This window comes from Pectobacterium sp. S5 (assembly GCF_051707265.1).
Classification (GTDB): Bacteria; Pseudomonadota; Gammaproteobacteria; order Enterobacterales; family Enterobacteriaceae; genus Pectobacterium; species Pectobacterium polare.
On the sequence record NZ_JAULSZ010000001.1, the window covers coordinates 736,431 to 757,726 of the forward strand.

General features: G+C 50.6%; 14 protein-coding genes. 9 read left to right on the forward strand and 5 right to left on the reverse strand.

What is annotated here, in order from left to right; genetic code table 11:
• Positions 1 to 117: 117 nt before the first annotated feature.
• Both QWJ20_RS03385 and QWJ20_RS03390 read right to left on the reverse strand, forming a co-directional pair.
• Positions 118 to 2,022 carry an FTR1 family iron permease gene (locus QWJ20_RS03385; protein ID WP_433991854.1) on the reverse strand — a complete coding sequence of 635 codons (1,905 nt, stop codon included), beginning with the start codon at positions 2,020 to 2,022 and terminating at the stop codon, positions 118 to 120.
• Positions 2,023 to 2,505: 483 nt separating this feature from the next.
• A complete protein-coding gene (locus QWJ20_RS03390; RefSeq protein ID WP_433991855.1) occupies positions 2,506 to 4,185 on the reverse strand; it encodes a methyl-accepting chemotaxis protein in 1,680 nt (559 codons plus the stop codon).
• Positions 4,186 to 4,786: 601 nt separating this feature from the next.
• Here QWJ20_RS03390 and fdhF point away from each other — a divergent pair.
• From fdhF to QWJ20_RS03410, 4 genes are all read left to right on the forward strand, one after another.
• A complete protein-coding gene (fdhF, locus tag QWJ20_RS03395) occupies positions 4,787 to 6,937 on the forward strand; it encodes a formate dehydrogenase subunit alpha (RefSeq protein ID WP_433991856.1) in 2,151 nt (716 codons plus the stop codon).
• 816 nt (positions 6,938 to 7,753) lie between these two features.
• Positions 7,754 to 9,067, forward strand: a complete 1,314-nt coding sequence (locus QWJ20_RS03400) for a CitMHS family transporter (RefSeq protein WP_205551254.1) — start codon at positions 7,754 to 7,756, stop codon at positions 9,065 to 9,067.
• A gap of 107 nt (positions 9,068 to 9,174) precedes the next feature.
• Entirely contained in the window at positions 9,175 to 10,068 is an 894-nt protein-coding gene (locus tag QWJ20_RS03405) for a GntR family transcriptional regulator (RefSeq protein ID WP_039311991.1), read from the forward strand.
• 665 nt (positions 10,069 to 10,733) lie between these two features.
• Positions 10,734 to 12,038, forward strand: a complete 1,305-nt coding sequence (locus QWJ20_RS03410) for a dicarboxylate/amino acid:cation symporter (protein WP_039484279.1) — start codon at positions 10,734 to 10,736, stop codon at positions 12,036 to 12,038.
• A 105-nt stretch (positions 12,039 to 12,143) separates the two neighbouring features.
• Here the strand turns inward: QWJ20_RS03410 and hypT are convergent, their stop codons facing one another.
• Positions 12,144 to 13,043 carry a hypochlorite stress DNA-binding transcriptional regulator HypT gene (gene hypT, locus QWJ20_RS03415; protein WP_010285882.1) on the reverse strand — a complete coding sequence of 300 codons (900 nt, stop codon included), beginning with the start codon at positions 13,041 to 13,043 and terminating at the stop codon, positions 12,144 to 12,146.
• A 239-nt stretch (positions 13,044 to 13,282) separates the two neighbouring features.
• Here hypT and QWJ20_RS03420 point away from each other — a divergent pair, with 239 nt between their 5' ends.
• A complete protein-coding gene (locus tag QWJ20_RS03420) occupies positions 13,283 to 13,999 on the forward strand; it encodes an aspartate/glutamate racemase family protein (protein ID WP_433991857.1) in 717 nt (238 codons plus the stop codon).
• A 168-nt stretch (positions 14,000 to 14,167) separates the two neighbouring features.
• Here QWJ20_RS03420 and QWJ20_RS03425 read toward each other — a convergent pair whose 3' ends face one another.
• Together QWJ20_RS03425 and QWJ20_RS03430 are read right to left on the reverse strand one after the other, a co-directional pair.
• Complete coding sequence (locus QWJ20_RS03425; protein WP_433991858.1) at positions 14,168 to 15,112, reverse strand: polysaccharide lyase; 945 nt, start codon at positions 15,110 to 15,112, stop codon at positions 14,168 to 14,170.
• Positions 15,113 to 15,336: 224 nt separating this feature from the next.
• On the reverse strand, positions 15,337 to 16,152 hold the full coding sequence (locus tag QWJ20_RS03430; RefSeq protein WP_095698994.1) for a MetQ/NlpA family lipoprotein: 816 nt from the start codon (positions 16,150 to 16,152) through the stop codon (positions 15,337 to 15,339).
• 252 nt (positions 16,153 to 16,404) lie between these two features.
• Between QWJ20_RS03430 and QWJ20_RS03435 the strand changes: the two genes are divergently transcribed.
• The 4 genes from QWJ20_RS03435 to QWJ20_RS03450 all read left to right on the forward strand — a co-directional run bounded on the left by QWJ20_RS03435 (position 16,405) and on the right by QWJ20_RS03450 (position 21,101).
• Positions 16,405 to 17,034: a response regulator transcription factor gene (locus tag QWJ20_RS03435; RefSeq protein ID WP_010285873.1), complete on the forward strand. Its 630-nt coding sequence runs from the start codon at positions 16,405 to 16,407 to the stop codon at positions 17,032 to 17,034.
• Positions 17,035 to 17,037: 3 nt separating this feature from the next.
• A complete protein-coding gene (locus QWJ20_RS03440) occupies positions 17,038 to 18,615 on the forward strand; it encodes an MASE1 domain-containing sensor histidine kinase (RefSeq protein ID WP_205557003.1) in 1,578 nt (525 codons plus the stop codon).
• An 89-nt stretch (positions 18,616 to 18,704) separates the two neighbouring features.
• On the forward strand, positions 18,705 to 20,030 hold the full coding sequence (gene uhpC / locus QWJ20_RS03445) for an MFS transporter family glucose-6-phosphate receptor UhpC (protein WP_039487753.1): 1,326 nt from the start codon (positions 18,705 to 18,707) through the stop codon (positions 20,028 to 20,030).
• Positions 20,031 to 20,066: 36 nt separating this feature from the next.
• On the forward strand, positions 20,067 to 21,101 hold the full coding sequence (locus QWJ20_RS03450) for an ABC transporter substrate-binding protein (protein WP_014914786.1): 1,035 nt from the start codon (positions 20,067 to 20,069) through the stop codon (positions 21,099 to 21,101).
• Positions 21,102 to 21,296: the final 195 nt, after the last annotated feature.

Consider the following 21,296-nt stretch of genomic DNA (forward strand, 5'->3'; position numbering starts at 1 on the left):
AACCCATCCTCATCTCAGTCGTCCCTCCTCGCTTATTTGCTAAGCGATTGGGGTTGTTATGGTTATTTGCTGCTCTTATTGCTTTCAGTATTAAATTAACGTCGGATGCTTGCTTTATCAGACGGCAGACGCCCTGCGCCGCATCACCCACAGAGCAATTAACGCCGCGACCACCAGCACACCCTGTGGAATCAGCGTTTCAACATAAGGATAAATCCCCAACCCGCTGATTTCCGGCACGCCGGTCAGCAACGTCGGTTCAAACAGTTTGCCTTCGATCAGCTCCAGCACGCCTTTACCTGCAAACACAAACGCCATCAGGTACATAAAGCAGCCGGTAAACATGAAGAACGGCTTCAGCGGCAGTTTGACGATGGTGTAGCGCATCACGAAATAGGCGATCAGCAGAATCACACAGCCGATGGCAAACCCGGCCAGAATAGAGAGGTGTCCCGCCATGTTGCTGGCATCACCGACCAGCGCGTAATAGAACAGCACCGTCTCCGCGCCTTCGCGGTACACGGCCAGAAAGCTGGTTAGCCATAGGCCAATCATGGAGCCGCTGCTTAGCGAATGGGACAGCTTGCCTTCCAGATAAGCCTTCCAGTGCCGCGCTTCCACTTTGGACAACAGCCAGTAGCTCATGAAGAACAGCATCACGACGGCAATCAGCATCGTAATACCTTCTAGCAGCTCACGGCTGGCACCGGAATTGGTGAACACGAGTTGGAAAATGACAGCGGTAATCACGCTACACAGCAGTGCGACGTAAACCGACTGGCGAATCAGCGGCAGCTTGTCCTGCTGATTGTTTTTCACCAGATAGGCCACGATCGCCGCCACAATCAGCAAGGCTTCCAGCCCTTCGCGTACAATAATCAGCAGGCTGTAGATCAACAGGCTCCAGTGTGTTTCGCCGCCGTCGCCCAGCATGGTCACGGCCTTCGCCAATTCCTGCTGTAGCGCGTCAGCCTGCCCTTGCAGCTGCTCCGCAGGCTGTTTGGCGTTCATCAGGCTCACCAGACGGGTGAAATAACCTTCCAGCGTCGATTTGAACGCCGCATCGCGAGAACCAATTTTGTTCTCCATGCCGGTGGCTTCAAACAGATCGAAATAGGTGTCCTGCACCGCCATGATGGCGGGCTTGACCTGACCCTGACGGTACTGCGCGATCGCAGCGGCAATAGCCTGATTGATATCGTCGGCGACTTTCGCCCAGTTCGCATCCGGCACGGCACCGCTATCAGCGTTCGCGGCAGGTGTTGCCGTCGCCTGCTGGCTGTCGCGCGTTGTCGGCAATCCCGGCAGGACATCTTCGATATCCTGCAACAGCGTGGTGACCCGATAGGCGACATCCGTCAGTTGATCGGGTTGACTGGCTAGGGTAATCAGTGCGGAGAATTGTTGATTAATGGAAGCAGCCTGCTGCGCCGAGCGATTCTGCCTGACCGACATCTCCATTTCAGAGTTTTTAAAGCCCTGATAGTGCGCCTGCTGTACGCTCTGGCTGGCCTTTTTGTAATCGCCAGCCTGATATTCGGTCACGGCCTGCGCGAGCTGGTCATCAATGATTTTGAAACTCTGCTGCCAGTATGGCGCGATCTGAGCATTGTCATAGGCACCGTGCTGCTCCTGTGCAACCAGCTTGTGCCCTTCCGACAGCACCGGCAGAACGGCATCCAGTTCGCCCTTCAGCCAAGAGATTTTCGCCTGTACCTCGGCCTGCGGCTTTCCTTCGCCAATCATGCGGCGAATTTCACCGAAGGTCGCTTCCAACTGATAGCTTTTTTGCGCGGAAATGTTGATACGGATAGGGCCTTCAAGGTTTTCAAACACCTCGAAATAGGCCATCTGAACTTCGGTGCGGGCATCATCCGGCTTTTGCTGCTCATAGAGCTGAGCCGTTTTATCCAGCCGAGTTTCGATATCTTGAATAAATGAGGCGTAATCGGTCGCAGCAACTGCCACTGAACAACTCAACAGCCAACACAACACGAGAAGCGTTTTTTGCCAGATAGACATAAGCGAGTAATGAAGCACAAATGATATTTATTCTTATTATCACTTTGAAGCCGCCATCTGTCTTGATTTACGTCACGAAAATATAAGCAACAATGACTTTAGTATGTAACAAATGATTTCTAATTTAACTTAATACCAATAAATTCCGTTTTATTTTTATAACCCCAGAAAAATACGGCTTTTTGATCTCAAAAACGGCAAAAAATCGCCAATAAAATAAAGCAATAACTATGCCAATATTTTAATAAAGTCATCTCGGCGCTGGAGATACCCGTCTTAAAATGTCATTTCTTTACATTAACACAGTCAGATTTACAGAGAAAAATGCCCTTTTCTCTCTGTAATCCAAGGTATTACACGTGTTGATGTTCAAGCGATAATCCGCGATCAACAGAACCGTGCAGACTCCTTTCCGCCCAGTTCGTCGCCAGCCTCATGGCAATCTTGCGTTCAACGTCTGCCACGCATTTAATCCGCAGCGGATCAGAATTTTTCCCATCCCTCACCGTTACGGCCATGTGCCGACAGTAGCGGTGTGGGGCCCTGCCCAACCGCGCGATGAACGGGGGCAGCGACCGCCTGACGGGAAAAAGACATTGTCGGATCGCAATCTGAATCCAGATCGAACACATCAACCACGGCAGACAGCTCGCTGCTTTGTTCGTCCAGACGCGCAGCCGCTTCTGCCGATTGCATCACCAACGTCGCATTCTGCTGCGTGACGGTGTCCATTTCGTGCACTGCCTGACTAATCTGCGTAATCCCACGCGTTTGCTCATCCGTTGCCGCCGCAATTTCACCAATCAGATCGTTCACATGCGAAATGGAGGCGATAATTGCCGTCATCGCCTCACCGGACTGTCGAACCTGCCCTGCACCGGTTTCAACACGCGAAACCGATTCTGCAATCAGCGCCTCAATCTCTTTCGCCGCCTGCGCACTGCGCTGTGCCAGTGTGCGAACCTCGCCGGCCACCACGGCAAATCCTCTTCCTTGCTCTCCCGCCCGCGCCGCTTCAACCGCCGCATTCAGCGCCAGAATATTGGTCTGGAACGCGATGCTGTTAATCACCGAGGTAATATCGGAAATTTGTCGGGAACTGGCGCTAATGCCATCCATCGTCGTCATCACGTTGCTGCTGATATTCCCGCCTTTTTCCGCCATATCCGCCGCATCCTTCGCCAGCTTACGCACCTGATGCACGTGGTCAGTGGTTTGCCGCACCGTGGAGCTAATCTCTTCCATGCTGGCCGCCGTCTGCTGTAGTGCTGCGGCCTGCTGTTCCGTGCGGCTGGAAAGATTATCGTTGCCATCCTTAATGCTCGACGTCCCGTTGTTGATTTCCGTCGTGCTCTGCCGGATGACCGTCACCGTATCGCGCAAACTTTTCTGCAATTTCTTAATATCGGGAATCAGTCGGCCCGCACAGTTCTTGCCGAACTCCGCCAGCTCACAACCTAAGCGCCCCGCCGTGAGCTGCGCCAGATGAGATTTGAGTACTGAAATCGGAATAACCAGATAGTTCCTCAAATAGTATTCAGTGAAAATCAACACGATGAGGCCAATCACCATCACGGCAATTAACGAATTACGATTTTGGGTATTGTGCTCATTCACGGTTGGAATCAACGAGGAAGCGGTAATGTTGTCCGAATAGCGTTTGATATCTTCGCCAAACGTCAGGCTAATCGGCGGATAAATGGAGCGAAATATCTGTCGAAATCCTTCGTAATCATTGCGTTGTAGCGCCGCATTCATCGGATCAATCGCAGTAGCAATCAGGGTGCTCCACGTTTTGTTTACCGCCTCAACCGTGGCTGACTCGACACCAATGTGTTCCGCAGCCTGGAATTTCTCCAGCGAGTCTTTGGTGTTTTTTAGCGCAACCTGTGCCATTTCCAACGTCTTTTGGGCGTTTTCTGGCTCGTTACGCTGCAAATAATCCATCGTTCTTTCCATACGAGTTACGGCCCGAAAATATTGATCGGTTCCATAGACCAGATGGGAATACGTTTTTCGCTGAGTCTCACTTTTATCAAGTAAATTGGTGACCTGATAAAGCGAGTAAAGACTAAATCCTGATGCCACTCCCCACGCCACTAGTAGGGAAGCGACGATGAACAGCACCATTACTTTTATGCTGGCATTTCTTAGAAATTCCATAATGCACTCCGCGACGTTAACAAATATTTCCCGCCCGCACGCTCTGTCGGAAAAGTATTTACTTTTTACTCATGACGGTGCCGCCCGTTGTCTCGCGCCCTTATCCCACGCGATCTAACAGACGTTCTGGAATTCCCTGATTCATGCCCCATTAGATGGGAAATTACGCTCAAAAAATTAACGAATAGAATGTGTTATCTTCCTTGAGATGCCAATTTCCGTTGTTTTAAACAGCCGACAGGCATGGCTACCCCAGCCCAGTCGGTGGCACATATGCCCGTCATCCTTCAAGTTGCGTGTGCGTTGGCTGCGTTCACTCACCCGAATTATTTAGGACATAGAGTTAATATCGTCAAAAACAGTATAGGCATTAACGGATAAAGAGGATGAATCCGCGATAACCTATTTTCCAGACAAATGTCCTATGGAAAAAGGTCGCAGCACTCAACGCGTTAGGACGATTTATCATCGCGCTGAGCATGACCACGATCAGTAAATTAATTTTCTTTATCGGTGATTATCGAAGGTTAGACAACTGCATCAACACCCGCCATAGGAATGCAGTTCTTAACGATCCAAGACTCGGCTTTGGAGAATAATCATGCAGAAAGTGCTTACCGTCTGTCCGTATTGCGGGTCAGGCTGCAAAATTAACCTGCTGGTAGAGAACGGCAAAGTGGTTGGTGCGGAAGGAGCAAACGGCGTCACCAATGAAGGTGAGCTGTGCCTGAAAGGCTATTACGGCTGGGATTTTCTCAACGACACGAAACTTCTGACGCCGCGTTTAAAGCAACCGCTGATTCGACGCCAGAAAGGTGCCCCCTTTGAGGCCGTATCCTGGGATGAAGCGATCGACTTCGCCAGTTCCCGTCTGAAAGCGATTAAAGAGAAGTACGGTGCCGAGTCGATTATGCACACCGGTTCGTCACGCGGTCCCGGTAATGAAACCAATTACGTAATGCAGAAATTTGCCCGCGCGGTCACTGGGAATAATAACGTCGACTGCTGCGCCCGACTCTGCCACGGCCCTTCGGTTGCCGGGCTACAGGTTACGCTGGGCAACGGCGCAATGAGCAACTCTATCTGCGAAATCGAAAAAACCGACTGCATCCTGATTTTTGGCTACAACGCCGCAGACTCACACCCCATCGTGGCGCGTCGGATCCTGAAAGCCAAAGCACGCGGGGCAAAAATCATCGTGTGCGATCCGCGCCATATTGAAACCGCCCGCATCGCCGATCTGTGGCTGCCGTTGAAAAATGGTTCCAACATGGCATTGGTCAACGCGTTTGCTAACGTGCTGATTAACGAAGGCCACTACGATAAAGCGTACGTCGCCCGCCATACCGAAGGCTTTGAGGAATTCAGCCAGACCGTCGCAAAATACACGCCGGAGTACGTCGCTGATATCACCGGACTGTCGCCGAAATTGATTCGAGACGCGATGCGGATCTATGCCGCCGCACCGTCCGCCACCATTCTCTGGGGAATGGGCGTGACGCAGTGGGGTCAAGGCGTTGATGTGGTCAAAGGGCTGTCCGGCCTGGCACTGCTGACCGGGAATCTGGGGCGTCCGAACGTTGGCGTCGGGCCGGTGCGTGGGCAAAACAATGTACAAGGCGCCTGCGATATGGGGGCGCTGCCCAATATGTTCCCCGGTTATCAAAACGTCACGGATAAAACGGTACTGGCGAAATTTGCCGATGCCTGGGGCGTGCCTGCACTCTCCGACAAAATTGGCTACTCGCTGACGGATCTCCCGCACAAGATAAAAGAAGGGAAAATCCGAGCCAACTACGTGATGGGCGAAGATCCGCTGCAAACTGAACCGGACCTGTCGATGCTGCGCGATGCGTTCAACGAGCTGGACTTGCTGATCGTGCAGGACATCTTCATGACCAAGACCGCTGCGATTGCCGATGTGATTTTACCTGCCACCTCCTGGGGCGAGCACGAAGGGGTCTATACCGCCGCCGATCGGGGCTTCCAGCGCTTTTATAAAGCCGTGGAACCACAGGGCGATGTCAAACCCGACTGGGAAATCATCAGCCTGATGGCAACGGCGCTCGGCTATCCGATGCACTATAACAACACGCAGGAGATCTGGGACGAGCTGCGAGAACTCTGCCCGCTGTATTACGGCGCGACCTACGAGAAAATGGCGGGGCTGGGCTACGTGCCGTGGCCGTGCCCGACGGAGGACAGCCCCGGCACGCCGTGGTTGTACGCAGGCAACCACTTCGATCGTCCTGGTGGGAAAGGCTTACTGCTCACGGCCGAATGGCGACCGCCGATGGAGTTGGTGGATGAGGATTACCCGCTGGTCTTATGCACCGTGCGCGAAGTTGGCCATTACTCCTGCCGTTCCATGACGGGCAACTGCACGGCATTACAAACGCTGGCGGATGAACCGGGCTACGTGCAGGTGAGCCCGCACGACGCTGAACGTTTAGGCATCCACGACCAGCAGCTCGCTTGGATTTCATCACGACGCGGCAAGGTGATCTCTCGCGTTGCCGTCAGCGAGCGCATCAATAAAGGTGCCGTCTATATGACCTACCAGTGGTGGATCGGTGCCTGCAATGAACTGACGCTGGACCATCTCGATCCGGTATCCAAAACACCGGAATACAAACACTGCGCCGTTAAGCTGGAGGCTATTGACGATCAGCAGGCAGCCGAGAATTATGTACAGCAGGAATACAGCCAGTTGAAAGATCGGCTGCGCAGCACCGCAGAAAACGTCAGTTAATCTCCCTGACCTAAGCCGCCACAAACCTAAGTCATTAGATAAAAGCCGTGGCGGCTTAGGAAAAATACATACTCTAAATAATTCGAGTTTCAGGAAGGCGGCAAGCGAAGGAATCCCGATGAGCTTACTCAGGTAAGTGATTCGGGTTACTGAACGTAGCCAACGCACATGCAACTTGAAGTATGACGAGTATAGATGGTTTAGACACCGTTTAACTATCCTCACCGATAATGCCTTTATTTCCTGCTTCATCTTGTAAAATTTCATTAATGAAAACGAATAAATTTCCGTTAATCGATAATAACTTTCTACGCAGAAATTAAATTTTCACACCTCTGTTTATCTTTTAAAATTATGTTGCTATCACCGCCCTTCCCTTTGCCCAATTGTTTTTTATTCCAATTTAGCGCAATTTGCGTTTCATTTTACAATGCTTTAATTTGTTTTTAACAAAAAGAGCCCCCTTGTAGCGGCAGTTATCAAGTCGATTAAAATAATTATTAAACAATCGGTTAGATGAACGCAGATGGGGATAAAAGGAATATTATTATTGCTCGCATAGAGGTCGTTTATGTTACCGATTACCGTTACCTTATCGCTCCCTCATTATCTGTCCTTTATTATTCGTCTCGACCCTGGAAGCTAACCCCCGCTTTTCATTCGTATTCTCCTGAACGTCGCTGACGTCGGGAAATAAGCTAATCTCATCCCTTTCGATATGCAGTTATAAAAAACCGCACGGCTTTTTGTACTCCAAATTCGCCGAAAGAAAGGCAGTAAGTTATTCAGAATATAATAAAAAACAGGAGATTCACTGTGCTCACTATTCTCGGTTTCTCTATGGTCATCTGCTTTATGTACCTGATCATGACCAAGCGGATGTCTGCGCTGATCGCGCTGATTCTTGTCCCTACGCTGTTCGCACTGGCCGCAGGTTTCTATCAAGGGTTGGGTGCGATGATGCTGGACGGCATCAAGACGCTGGCACCAACCGGCGTGATGCTGACGTTTTCTATTCTCTACTTCGGCATCATGATCGATGCCGGGCTGTTCGATCCGCTGGTGCGTTTCATTCTCCGTCTGGTTAAAGGCGATCCGCTGAAAGTGTTGGTCGGCACCGCCGTATTAACCTTGATGGTCGCGCTGGACGGCGACAGTACGACGACCTATATGATCGCGATTGCTGCATTCCTGCCGCTCTACCAGCGGTTGGGGATGAACGTGCTCGGGTTGACCTGTCTGGTTAACATCGCCAGCGGCGTGATGAACCTTTCCCCCTGGGGCGGCCCGACGGCGCGTGCCGCCGCCGCATTACGCGTTGATGCACTGGACGTTTTCCTTCCCATGCTCCCGGCGATTGTTTTAGCCAGCCTGACGCTGGTCGGCGTGGCCGTGTTTCTGGGTCTACAGGAGCGCAAACGACTGGGGATCATTGATGTCAGCAGCTTCCAGAATGCTTCGATCAATCTGGGCAACGGCAGTGACGAAGAAAGCGACGCCAACCGCCGCCCTAAAATGTTCTGGCCTAACTTTATTCTGACCACCCTACTTCTGGTGTTTCTGGTGATTGGCATTCTGCCTATTCAGGTGCTGTTTATGGTCGGCTTCGCTATCGCCGTCATGCTCAACTATCCCAAGCTGGAAGAGCAAAAAGCGCGGATCGGCTCACACGCTGCTAACGTGCTCGCGGTCACATCGCTTATTTTCGCCGCTGGGATTTTCACCGGAATTTTATCCGGTACGGGCATGGTGGATGCCATGGCGAAGAGCCTGTTGCAGGTGATACCAGAAAGTTTCGGCCCGTATCTTGCGGTGTTCACCGCGCTCATTAGCCTGCCGTTTACTTTTTTGATGTCCAACGATGCGTTCTATTTCGGAATCTTACCCGTTATCGCCCAGACGGCGGTCAACTATGGTATTACCCCAGAGGAGATCGCCCGTGCGTCGATTGTCGGCCAGCCGTTCCACCTGCTCAGCCCGCTGGTTCCGTCGCTCTATCTGCTGGTCAGCCTGGCAAAAGTGGACATCGGCGATCACCAACGCTTTGCAATCAAATGGGCGATTTTTGTCAGCCTGTCGCTGCTGGTCGGTGGTATTGTCTTCGGCGCATTTCCGTTCTATCACCAGTAAAACAGCATTGCTCCGGCCTGGCCGGAGCATTCTCTGCTGGCAGGCAAGTCATGCTGACAGAATATAAAGATTCCTCGTAGCACCCTAAACGACATAGCAGGATAGCCATGGCTTTAACTCCCCTACAGACAAGGATTGTCAGACAGATTGTCGCCTACATTCGCCGCGAGCAGTTGCCGCCCGGCGCGCATCTGATCGAATCGTCGCTGGCGCAGGTACTGAACGCCTCGCGCACGCCGGTCAAGGTCGCGCTGCTGTATCTGACGGAAAAAGGCATGCTGCATTACCACCGCAATCGGGGGTTTTATCTCGACCGCCATGCCCATGAATTAGGGCATCTGGTCACCGAGTTAGCCGCCAGCAGTGAAGAGCCGCTCTACCGGAAGATTGTCGATATGCGCCTCTCCCGTCGGTTGCCGGAGCAGTTTTCAGAAGTGGATTTGATGCGAGAATGTCAGGTGTCCCGCTCCGTACTGCGTAACGTTCTGACGCGTATTCAACAGGAAGGTTGGCTGGAATTCCGCACCGGTCAAGGCTGGCGAACCACGCCGATTATCGATTCCGTCACGGCCTATGAGGAAAGTTTTACGTTCCGCCTGCTGGTCGAGCCGCTCAGTCTGCTGTCACCGCAGTTTCGTATCGATCAGCACACGCTCAATGCCTGCCGTAAGCAGCAGGAAGACATTCTTAATGGGGGTTACCTGACGCTTACACCGCATGAAATGTTCGATGCCAATACGCACTTTCATGAAACGCTGCTTGCCTGTAGCGGCAACCGCTTCGCCCACCATAGTTTGCAACGAATCAATCAGTTACGGCGTTTGGTGGAATATCGACAAGGGAGTCCAGCCTTCAATCCCAAGCGGTTGGAACAGATTGCAGAGCATCTGGCGATTCTGGATTTCCTGCAACGGGGAGAGATCGAAACAGCGGCAGACTGGATGAAGAAACATCTGGAAAAAGCGTGCCACGATAAAGTCAGCATCGATCTTTTTCGGTGAAATAACCAACAGCGAGGTCTAAAATCATCAGTAACATATGTTTAAAAAATAAAAAACACCATTTTAAACACCCTAAACGCTCAATTAGTTACAAATAGAAACACATAGAACAATAATTAAACGTCAACTCAACAACGAAAAAATAAAACATAGAACCAAAAAACAAAGTCACGATTTAAATAATTAAAAAATTAATTTTTTTATAAAAAATCATGTATATAAACTTTTCGTTAATTGTTCTTTTATTTTTACTTAATCTTTAAGTAATTCACCATCTGTTTTATTGATGTATCGCCACGTATCATTAGCAACACTACTTCAACACCTTGACTCATCTGCTTTTATCTGCAAAAAACCAATTTAAACCATTGTTTAATAATGAATTAATAGAAATATCACGATTTACGCGATCTGCGCATCACATCCCTATTTATCATTACAAGCGACATGGACATGCATTTTTCGCATGACAAAGATCACAATTACATAACAATCCGCAGAAAAAAAATGTAAAAAACAAGAATCGTTGTAATATCGGCGGGCAGACACAACACCCCAATAACAGGTTCGGGTGAGGAATTGGTGTATTCAGGGAAAGCACCAACCATCCATCACGCGGCAATAATATTGTGTTGTCTGAATCAATTCATCAACATGAGGTTTATATGCAAAGGCAGAAGTTACTTGTACAGATAGTCTTGGCTATCGTCCTGGGAATATTAATCGGCTGGGCTTGCCATCAATATCTTGACGGCAGTCGAGCAAAAGAAGTTGCATCTTATTTCAACATGGTTACCGATATCTTCCTGCGCCTGATTAAAATGATCATCGCGCCACTGGTCTTCGCTACGCTGGTTTCCGGCTTGGCAAGCATGGGAGGAAACTCTTCTGCCGTTGGTCGTATCGGTATGAAAGCGATGATCTGGTTTGTCAGCGCCTCGTTCATTTCCCTGCTCATCGGTATGGTCTTCGCCAACCTGTTCCAACCTGGCGGCGGCATGAATCTCGAAATCCCCGCACAGCATATTGCAACAGGCCTGAACACCGACAGCTTTACGCTTAAGAGCTTCATCAGCCATATCTTCCCGAAAAGTATCGTCGAAGCGATGGCGAACAATGAGATCCTGCAAATTCTGGTGTTCTCTCTGTTCTTCGGCTCCGCGCTTGCCTATGTAAAAGGCAAAAACAAGCACGCGACCACGATCATCTCCCTGATCGAAGAACTGACCAAAGTGATGTTCCGCGTGACCGACTACGTGATGGCGCTGGCCCCTATTGCTGTCTTTGCCGCAATCGCTTCCGCGATTACTACGCAAGGTCTGGGCCTGCTTTACGACTTCGGTAAACTGATCGGTGAGTTCTACCTCGGTCTGGCCGTACTGTGGGGCGTTCTGTTCCTGGTTGGCTACCTGTTCCTGGGTAAAGGCATCGTTAGACTGGCGAAGCTGATTCGTGAACCTACCATGCTGGCTTTCGCCACGGCGAGCAGTGAATCTGCTTACCCGAAAACCATGGAAGCGCTGACCAAATTCGGCGTGCCGAAAAAAGTCACCAGCTTTGTGCTGCCGCTCGGTTACTCGTTCAACCTCGACGGTTCTATGATGTACCAGTCCTTTGCGATTCTGTTTATCGCACAGGCTTACAACATCGACCTGAGCGTTACTGAACAAATCCTGATTCTGCTGACGCTGATGATCACCAGTAAAGGGATGGCAGGCGTAGCGCGTGCTTCTATCGTCGTGGTTGCCGCAACGCTGCCGATGTTCAGCCTGCCGGAAGCCGGTATCCTGCTGATTATCGGTATCGACCAGTTCCTGGATATGGGCCGTACTGCAACTAACGTCATCGGTAACAGTATCTCTACCGCTGTTGTGGCCAGTCTGGAAAAAGACATCCACGATGATGAGGAAGAGGCTACCGACGAAGTCGTCGCCTATAAGGAACCTCAGCAGGCTACGCAAAATAGCTAATGCTGAGTGAGTGAATTCGTTATCTATAGCGGCCTTCGGGCCGCTATTTTTTTATCTCTCGTTGCCAGTCCACGTTTTGTTTCATCATCTGCATGGTCACGACGTTTAGAGTCCAGACGCCGATGACAGCCCTTTCATGTAGCGCCAGAATTTCTCAGAAGCCACGTTCAACCGCGCATCGAGGCGATAGAGATAAACGCCCATGCGGATCACCGCATTTTCCATGCTCAGGATCGTCAGCTCTTTGTTTTTCAGCTCTTCCTGAATGGAATAGTCCGGCAGCCAGGCGATACCATAACCTTTCTTCGTCATACGTTTGAGCAAGTCGCTCATGGAAGAGACGAAATTGACCGTAAACTTATCGCTGTCGACGCTGGATAAATAACGGCTGACCTGACGCCCCATGTAGCTCGTCTCGGTATAATTGAGTAGCGGCACCGATGAGGCGCTGACATCAAACAGCGGTTTCCCTGCACTATCACACGCGCAGACCGGATAAAGTCGGGACTCCAGTATCTTCTCATGCATGAAGGGCTCCCCCATCAGATCCTCATTGTAGAATGAGAAAATGAAGTCACTGCGCCCTTCTTTGAGATTCAGCACCGCCTCATCGACATCGATCGATTCGACATAGAAGATTTTTTCCTGCGGATCCGGCACATCTTTTAACAGTTCAGGCATGATGAATACCGACAGCGAATGCGCCGCGGCGATGGTGATCTTATTCTTGTAATTATCCCCGCCGTGCAGCTTATTGAGCTGATACTCCAAATCATCCAGCGTATTGCGAATATAGGCGTGGAACACGCGCCCCTGCTCGGTTAACTGTAGCGGCAACGCGCTACGGTCGAAAATATCAAAGCCAACCGCCGCTTCCAGCGCCTGAATTCGCCGACTGAATGAGGACTGAGAGATATTCCGCTTCTCGGCAGCCAGCGTAAAACTCCGGTGCTCTTCCAGCACGATAAAATCATACAGCCACTTGGTTTCGATATTATTCAGCATCGTCCCTCACTCAAAACGCTCAGCGCCATGTTTTCGCTCCCTATGCCAACGTTCTATATTTGCCAACGTCCTGCATCGCCAATAAAGAGGCTTCCCACCGAACGCAGTTAAAACCAATAAAAGCATAGGGATGCCAATAGTTATGCAAATCATACATAGCAGATGGGAATTTAGCAATTCACATTGCCCGGCAGTGTGCGATTATCCTTTTAATTTCATAATGCTACAGGGTTAACAGCATGAACAGTCTCGTGGGAATTCTTGGTGGTATGGGGCCGGGTGCGACCGTCGATGCGATGCAAAAACTGATCAAAAACACGCCAGCGTATCGGGATCAAGACCATATTCCGATGATTGCAGTTTCTATTCCTGATATCCCTGACAGAACGAAATGCATTCTCCAGCACAGCGCGTCACCGCTGGACAAAATGCTGCAATATATGAAAATTCTCGAAAATGCGGGCGCTGAATGCATCATTATCCCATGCAATACCGCGCACTATTGGTTTAATGACTTAAAAAAGCAGTGCCGTGCAGAAATGATCAGCATTATTGATGTGACCTGTCAGGCGATTAAGCATGCCAACACCACACGCGTCGGCCTATTGGCGACGACGGCGACGGTCAAAGCGAGAATTTATCAGGACAACCTGATTACCGATAATATTGATTGCTACACGCCGGATGATGCAGACCAACACCAGGTAATGGAAAGCATCTACGCGTATAAATCCGGTGATATCGCCGGCGCCTATAACATGCTGTCACCGGTAAAAGACCGCCTATTGCAGGCTGGCGTTGAGAAAATTATTCTGGGTTGTACCGAACTTCCCCTTATTCTGGAACAGGAAGTCAAAACGTCACCGCAACACTATGTCGATGCAACGGAAGAGTTAATTAAGAAAACGGTCGAGTGGTATTTTACTCACAGCCCGAGAAATGATATCGCCGCTTAATTTTTTAACGCAGCTATTATATTTCGTTGAATAAAAACCAATAACTATGCCACTCGGCATGAATGAATTCGCCGAGTGGCATAGTGCGACAGACTCAGTATTTAATGCATTTCACTTCACAATAAAATACTGCGAACACAGGAACGTAATTCACTATACGTTCAACGATTACGATGGGAATTTCAGCGCACTATTTTGCGCGCCGGAATTAGAAACCACCCAAGATTTCGCCGCTGACGTGGTCATCAAACTGTATGAATAGTTAGATGACGCTGTCCATTTAGCCGCAGGCGATTTACTCGCCACCGCAGCCGGTGAACTGCCATTATCCGTAAAGGTTGAACCATTGCCTTTATCGTCAACCATTCCTTTCTTTTCCGCGCCGGTACCAAATACGTTACGCTCAGAAAGTACATTGGCATTCTGCGCAACCGTAAAGGCCAGATTGAATTTATTGACGTAGTTGTTGAAGACGTGGAAATAGCCATAACGCATCAGGCCGGGTGCACGAACCTGAATATTTTCGTAATAGTTATGGCAGATAGTCAAACGCGGATAGCCATTGTAAGCGCTGTTATTATCATCTGCCGGATGGCCGAAGATGCAACCATATTTATGGTTTGAGAATAAGCAGTTACTGATCGTGATGTAATCCGCCTTTTCACCGATATAAATCAGTTTATCGAGGCTACCATCGCTATCACTCCACGTATGCCCAGGCCATGAACAGTGGTCCACCCAATATCCCTTACCGTAATTCAAATACAGCTGGATATCGTCATTATCTTTGATGCCAACATCATGTTTAAAAACCAGATTTTGGAAAATGACGTTAGATGAGTTACTCTCAGCACGCAGGTGGATATTGGTCAGTACATTAGCGCCACCGAAAGAACCGACGATGGTTTTATTGCTGCCAAAGACCACCTTGGTCAGTGCGGATGCTTTAAGCGCTTTTTCCACCACCACGATTGCCTTTGTCGAACCACTTACCGCAGACTTAAACTCAGCCAGCGACGTTACCTTTACAACTTTACCGCCCGTTCCTCCGGTAACTTTTGCTGCTTTTGCAAAACCAATAAGCCCAGTAAGATTTGTTGTTGGATAAGCCATAAATATTCCTTTTTACAATGAGTGAATAATAATGTCTTCCAGAGTCTTATTTAATCGAGACTAAATAACACGCCTCCGACAATTAAAAATTGTATATAAAGGGTTTCATTATGCTTATTAATCGAGTTTAATAAAAAAACAACCTTGCGAATAATTCAATACCAAATTAATACGCCGCCATCTTTTAGTAAAATGGCAGCGCCATGATTATCACATTATTATCATTACCAGCCTTTTACCGCTCCGCCATTAAAAATACGGTTCGCAGCCTGTTCAACTTCATCAGACTGATAGGCCTGAATAAATTTCTTGACGTTTTCCGCCTCTTTATTATTTTCACGAGTCACAATAATATTCACATACGGTGACTCTTTATCCTCAATGAAAATACCGTCTTTCGTTGGCGTCAAGCCCGTTTGTTGAATATAGGTCGTGCTAATAATCGCGACTGTCACTTGCGGATCGTCCAACAAACGCGGCAACTGTGCCCCTTCCACTTCCATAATACGCAGGTTGTGCGTGTTGGTCGTAATATCCAGTACCGTCGGCAATAAGCCTGTATCAGGCTTCAGCGTAATTAATCCGGTTTTTTCCAGTAATAACAGCGCGCGTCCCAGATTCGTAGGATCGAAAGGAATCGCGATGGTGTCGCCAGCCTTCAGATCGTTGATATTTTTAATCTTCTTCGAATAACCCGCCATCGGGAAAACGAAGGTATTTCCTACCGCCACCAGCTTATAACCGTGTTCGCGGTTTTGCTGTTCCAGAAAAGGACGATGTTGAAACACATTCGCGTCCAGATCACTTTTATCCGTCGCCTCGTTCGGCAATAGTGAGCCGCTGAACCCCACCAGCTCGACATCCAGACCATATTTCTCTTTTGCCACTTTCTTCGCGACGTCGGCGACGTCCTGTTCCGCGCCGTTAATCACACCGACTTTAATATGGTTGGCAGAATTGCTTGCGCTATCGCATGCCGTCAACGCCATCGCCGCCGTGACCATTCCCGCCACCAGCGCTATACGCCATTTCTTCATCATTCTGATTCCCTGATATCGTAACTATATCGTTTTTGTAACTACATTGATTTGTAACTACATGGAGTTAAAGAGAAAAACAGTATGTCCCTCGGTTAAGCGAGTCAAATAACTCCGCGTTCTATCAATATGCCTTTCATCATTCGGTCAACAAGAGTGGTGATGTCGATTCCATTTTACTTATCTGCTATTGCTCGCCTCTTGATTCCCCCGCATTATGACGTTTTGATGACCTTGAATTCACACGGCGAAACCATGATTAATGTGGCTTTGGTTGACGATCACATCGTTGTACGGTCTGGCTTTGCACAGCTTCTAACATTAGAAAATGACATTCAGGTTGTTGGACAATATGCTTCGGCGGCGCAGGCATGGCCCCATCTACTCAAACAGCCGATTGACGTTGCCGTGATTGATATTGCCATGCCGGATGAAAGCGGCCTGTCGCTATTAACCCGCCTGCGTCAGCAGCGCCCCAATTTTCGCGCCATTATTCTGAGTATTTATGACACCACTGCATTTGTACAAAGCGCGCTGGATGCAGGCGCAGGCGGCTATCTCACAAAGCGCTGTGGCCCAGAAGAGTTAGTGCAGGCGGTTCGCGTGGTCAGCAGCGGTGGCCTTTACCTGTGTGCCGATGCACTGCACGCTATTCGCCATCAGCAGCAGCCACCGAAGGAGTTGCTGGCGCTGACCCCGCGCGAGCGGGAAATATTCAGCCTGCTGATCAACGGGATTAGCGTAAAAAGCATCGCTGAACAGCTCGAGCTCAGCCATAAGACCGTTCACGTTCACCGCGCCAATATTCTCAGTAAATTACAGTGTGAATCCACGGTAGAGCTGGTGCACTTTGCACTGCAACACCAACTGCTGGCTGGGAAGTAAATCATGCGCCGTTTGCACGTCATCGGCATGACGCTGTTTCTGGCTTTTTTTTATAGCCTGATTTGGCTGGCGCTGTGGACCATCAGTTTCTATTTGAGCAACAACGGCCAGCAGGCAGCGCTGCTGTTACCGCAAGGGCTGCGGCTGGCGTTGATGATTTTGCTGCCGCGCAAATACTGGCCGACCTTGTTGCTTGCGGAAATCGCCATCCAAAGCTGGCTTATCAGCGAGCAGCTCATCACGCGTTCGCTGCTCCTACTTTCCCCATTCCTGAGCCTGATTCCAGCCATCATCACGCATAAAATCTGGCATCGCTATACGCTTTATTGGCAACGACTTCTGCTGTTGCTGGCGGCGCTGACGCTCAATACCGTTCTGCACGGCATCGCTATCGGCCCCTGGTTACACTCGCAGCTGACACAAACGCTGCTGGCGACGTTTACCGGCGGCGTCCTGCTGATTCCCTTCATCTATCTGCTGTACGAATACATCAAACAGCAGCACTTGCAGACGCTGCTGGCACAGGAAATCCCCGATCCGCCGCTGCGCACCTCGCTGCTGATTTGGTGTTCGCTGTTTTTTTCTATCGGCGTTTGCCTGCAAATGACGTTCACACCCGAGATGGAACGCCTGCTACTGATCTTCGTTTTTCTCCCTAACGTGGTCATGGCGTATAAATTCGGCTGGCAAGGCGGCGTGCTCTCCGCCGTACTCGGCAGCCTGATGATTGCTGTCACGCGTCAGGTGAGCGGTGCCTTCGACGATCTACGCGAACTGGAACTCTTTCTCTCTACACAGGCGCTGCTCGGCATTGGGCTGGGTATCGCGATAAGCCGTCAGCAACAGCTGGCACAGCGGCTCCAGCGCTATCGTCATCAGTTGGAGCAGGAGTTGAAAACCCGGCGGCAGCTCATGGAGCGCATCATCCATACCGAAGAGGCCGTGCGCAAAGACATCGCGCGCGAACTGCACGATGACATCGGCCAAAACATCACTGCCATTCAGATTCAGGCCATGCTGGTGAAACACAGCGCGCCAGCCGATGCAGCTCAGCATGCTGCCGGACAAATCAGCGAGCTGTCGCGGCGCATCCACCACACCACCCGCCAGCTTCTGCGCCAGTTGCGCCCGCCGGTGCTGGATGAAATGGTGTTGGATAAAGCGCTGCATCATCTGGCGGACGAATTTGCCTTCTCGGCTCGCGGCATCCAGTTTCAGTTGGATTATCAGCTCCCCACGCCACCGCATGATGACGTGGTGGTTTTCACCCTTTATCGGCTGGTGCAGGAGCTGCTGAACAACATCAACAAGCACGCCAGCGCGACGCAGATTACGGTTCGGCTTTCCCAGCAGGATGACCTGATTACGCTCGACGTTATTGATAACGGCGTGGGCATCGCACAAAAAGACAGCTCGCATCCGACAGGCGGCGGTTTCGGTCTGCGGGGCATCGAGGAGCGCGTACAGGCGTTGGGCGGTAACTGGCTGGTAAAAGCCGCCACCATTGGCGACTCTGCCACGCCGCGCGGCACGCACATAATTGTTAACCTGCCCACAAAATTTAAACAAAAAGACGATTAGCTAGGAATTATTCCTAGTCATCTAAAACCTTGTCTCATCCTTTTTAATTCACATCCCCCTACTCTTCTCTCAACGCGACGGAGAACCCCATGCAGGCACCCATGTTTCCAGCGGGACAGCTTTCACCCACACAAATCAGCCAGCGTTATCGCTACTGGCGACCGCGGTTGCTGATTTCCATGGTCATCGGGTACGCCACGTTTTACCTGACGCGTAAAAGCATCAACTTCGTCATGCCGGTGATGCAGTTGGAATTAGGGTTAAGCAAAGGCGATATCGGTCTGCTGGGGACGCTGTTTTATCTCTGTTATGGCGCGTCCAAGTTTATTTCCGGCATCGTGTGCGATCGCAGTCAGGTGCGCTGGTTTATGGGCGTCGGACTGATGATTACCGGCGTGCTGAACATTCTGTTCATGTACTGCCAGTCGCTCACGGGGTTATTGATTGTCTGGGCGCTGAACGGGTTCTTTCAGGGCTGGGGGTGGCCGCCTTGCGCCAGACTGCTGAGCAGTTGGTATTCACGCAACGAGCGCGGCCTCTGGTGGGGATGCTGGAATACGTCGATCAACATCGGCGGTGCGGCGGTTCCTCTGCTGGCGGGATATCTGGCCTCCGAATGGGGATGGCAGGCGGCGCTGCTGGTGCCGGGCATCATCGGCATTGTGATTGGTCTATGGCTGTGCTGGCAGTTGTGCGACAAACCGCAGCAGCAGGGATTGCCCAGCGTCGGCCAGTGGCGGCGCGATGCGCTGGAGCTTCGTCAGGAGCAACAAAGTCCGCCGATGCCAATGCGCCAGATTCTGCGCGATGCGATTTTGCGTAACCGTACCATCTGGCTGCTCGGGTTTTCCTACATTCTGGTGTACCTGATTCGTATCGCACTGAATGACTGGGGGAACATCTGGCTGTCGGAGAGCCACGGTTTCAACCTGCTCAGCGCGAACGCCACGCTGTCGCTGTTTGAACTGGGCGGATTGATGGGGGCGCTGTTTGCCGGTTGGGGTTCGGACCTGCTGTTTCGTGGTCAACGCGCACCGATGATTTTGCTGTTTGCACTAGGGCTGTTTTTAACCATGACCGCGCTGTGGCTAGCACCGATTCACCACTATTCACTGCTCGCGGCCTGTTTCTTCAGTATCGGTTTTTTTGTTTTTGGACCACAGATGTTGATTGGTCTGGCTGCGACGGAATACAGCCATAAGGATGCCGCAGGCACGGTGACAGGTTTTCTGGCGTTGTTTGCCTATCTGGGGGCAGCGCTGGCGGGCTGGCCGCTAGCACAGGTGCTGCAACACTACGGATGGTCGGGATTTTTTACTCTGCTGGCGTTGGCTTCAGCCTGCATCGGATTGTTACTGATGCCGCTGCTGATGGCAGGTGTCAGCCGCCGGGAACGTTTGATGACATCAAAATAGCAATAACAACAGATAGACACCTATAAGGAAAACATCATGAAACTGAGTACCTTAACTACCCTCATCGCCGCTGGACTGACCGTTGCTGCTGTTACCACCACCACTGCTCGGGCGGAAGGACGCCTGGTCATTTACTGTAGCGCCACCAACGCCTTCTGCGAGGAAGAAGCCAAGGCCTTCGGTGAGAAACACAACGTTAAAACCTCCTTTATTCGCAACGGCTCTGGCAGCACGCTGGCGAAAGTCGATGCAGAGAAGAAAAATCCACAGGCTGACGTCTGGTACGGCGGCACGCTGGATCCGCAATCTCAAGCGGGCGAAATGGATCTGTTGGAACCTTATCAGTCTAAAAACCTTGAGCAGATCATGCCGCAGTTCCGCGATCCCGCCAAACGTAAAGGCAACTACTCGTCTGCCGTTTACGTCGGTATCCTCGGCTTCGGCGTCAACACCGACCGCCTGAAAGAGAAAAACCTGCCCGTTCCACAGTGCTGGAAAGATCTGACCAATCCGATCTACAAAGGCGAGATCCAGATTGCCGATCCACAAAGTTCCGGTACGGCCTATACCGCACTGGCGACCTTCTCCCAGCTGTGGGGTCAGGATCAGGCCTTTGATTACCTGAAAAAACTGAATACCAACGTGTCGCAGTACACCAAATCCGGTATTGCCCCGGCACGTAACGCCGCACGTGGCGAAACCGCTATCGGTATCGGCTTCCTGCATGACTACTCACTGGAAAAAGAGAAAGGCGCCCCGCTGACGCTGATCTCTCCGTGTGAAGGTACTGGCTATGAAATTGGCGGCGTCAGCATCCTGAAAGGCGCACGCAATATGGATAACGCCAAGCTGTTCGTTGACTGGGCGCTGTCAAAAGAAGCACAGGAACTCTCCTGGAAGAAAGGCCAGTCCTACCAGATTCTGACCAACACCACCGCCGAAGCCTCTCCACTGTCGCTGAAGTTGCAGGATCTGAAACTGATCAACTATGACATGGACAAATACGGCGCGGCTGACGTGCGTAAAGAGCTGATTTCCAAGTGGGTTAACGAAGTCAAAATGGGCCAATAATCTCGATTCATTGCCCTTAATTTATTGACCTTTATTGATTAAAAAATAACGGGAACACGGCGGCAAAGCTTGCTCGCATTTCGTTGAACGCCGTGTTCTCAGCATCGCTAATTAACCATTACTCAATATTATTCAACACCTAATACCTGTGACGATTCAATCTCATAAAACAACTTTATAAAACTTGCACGCACC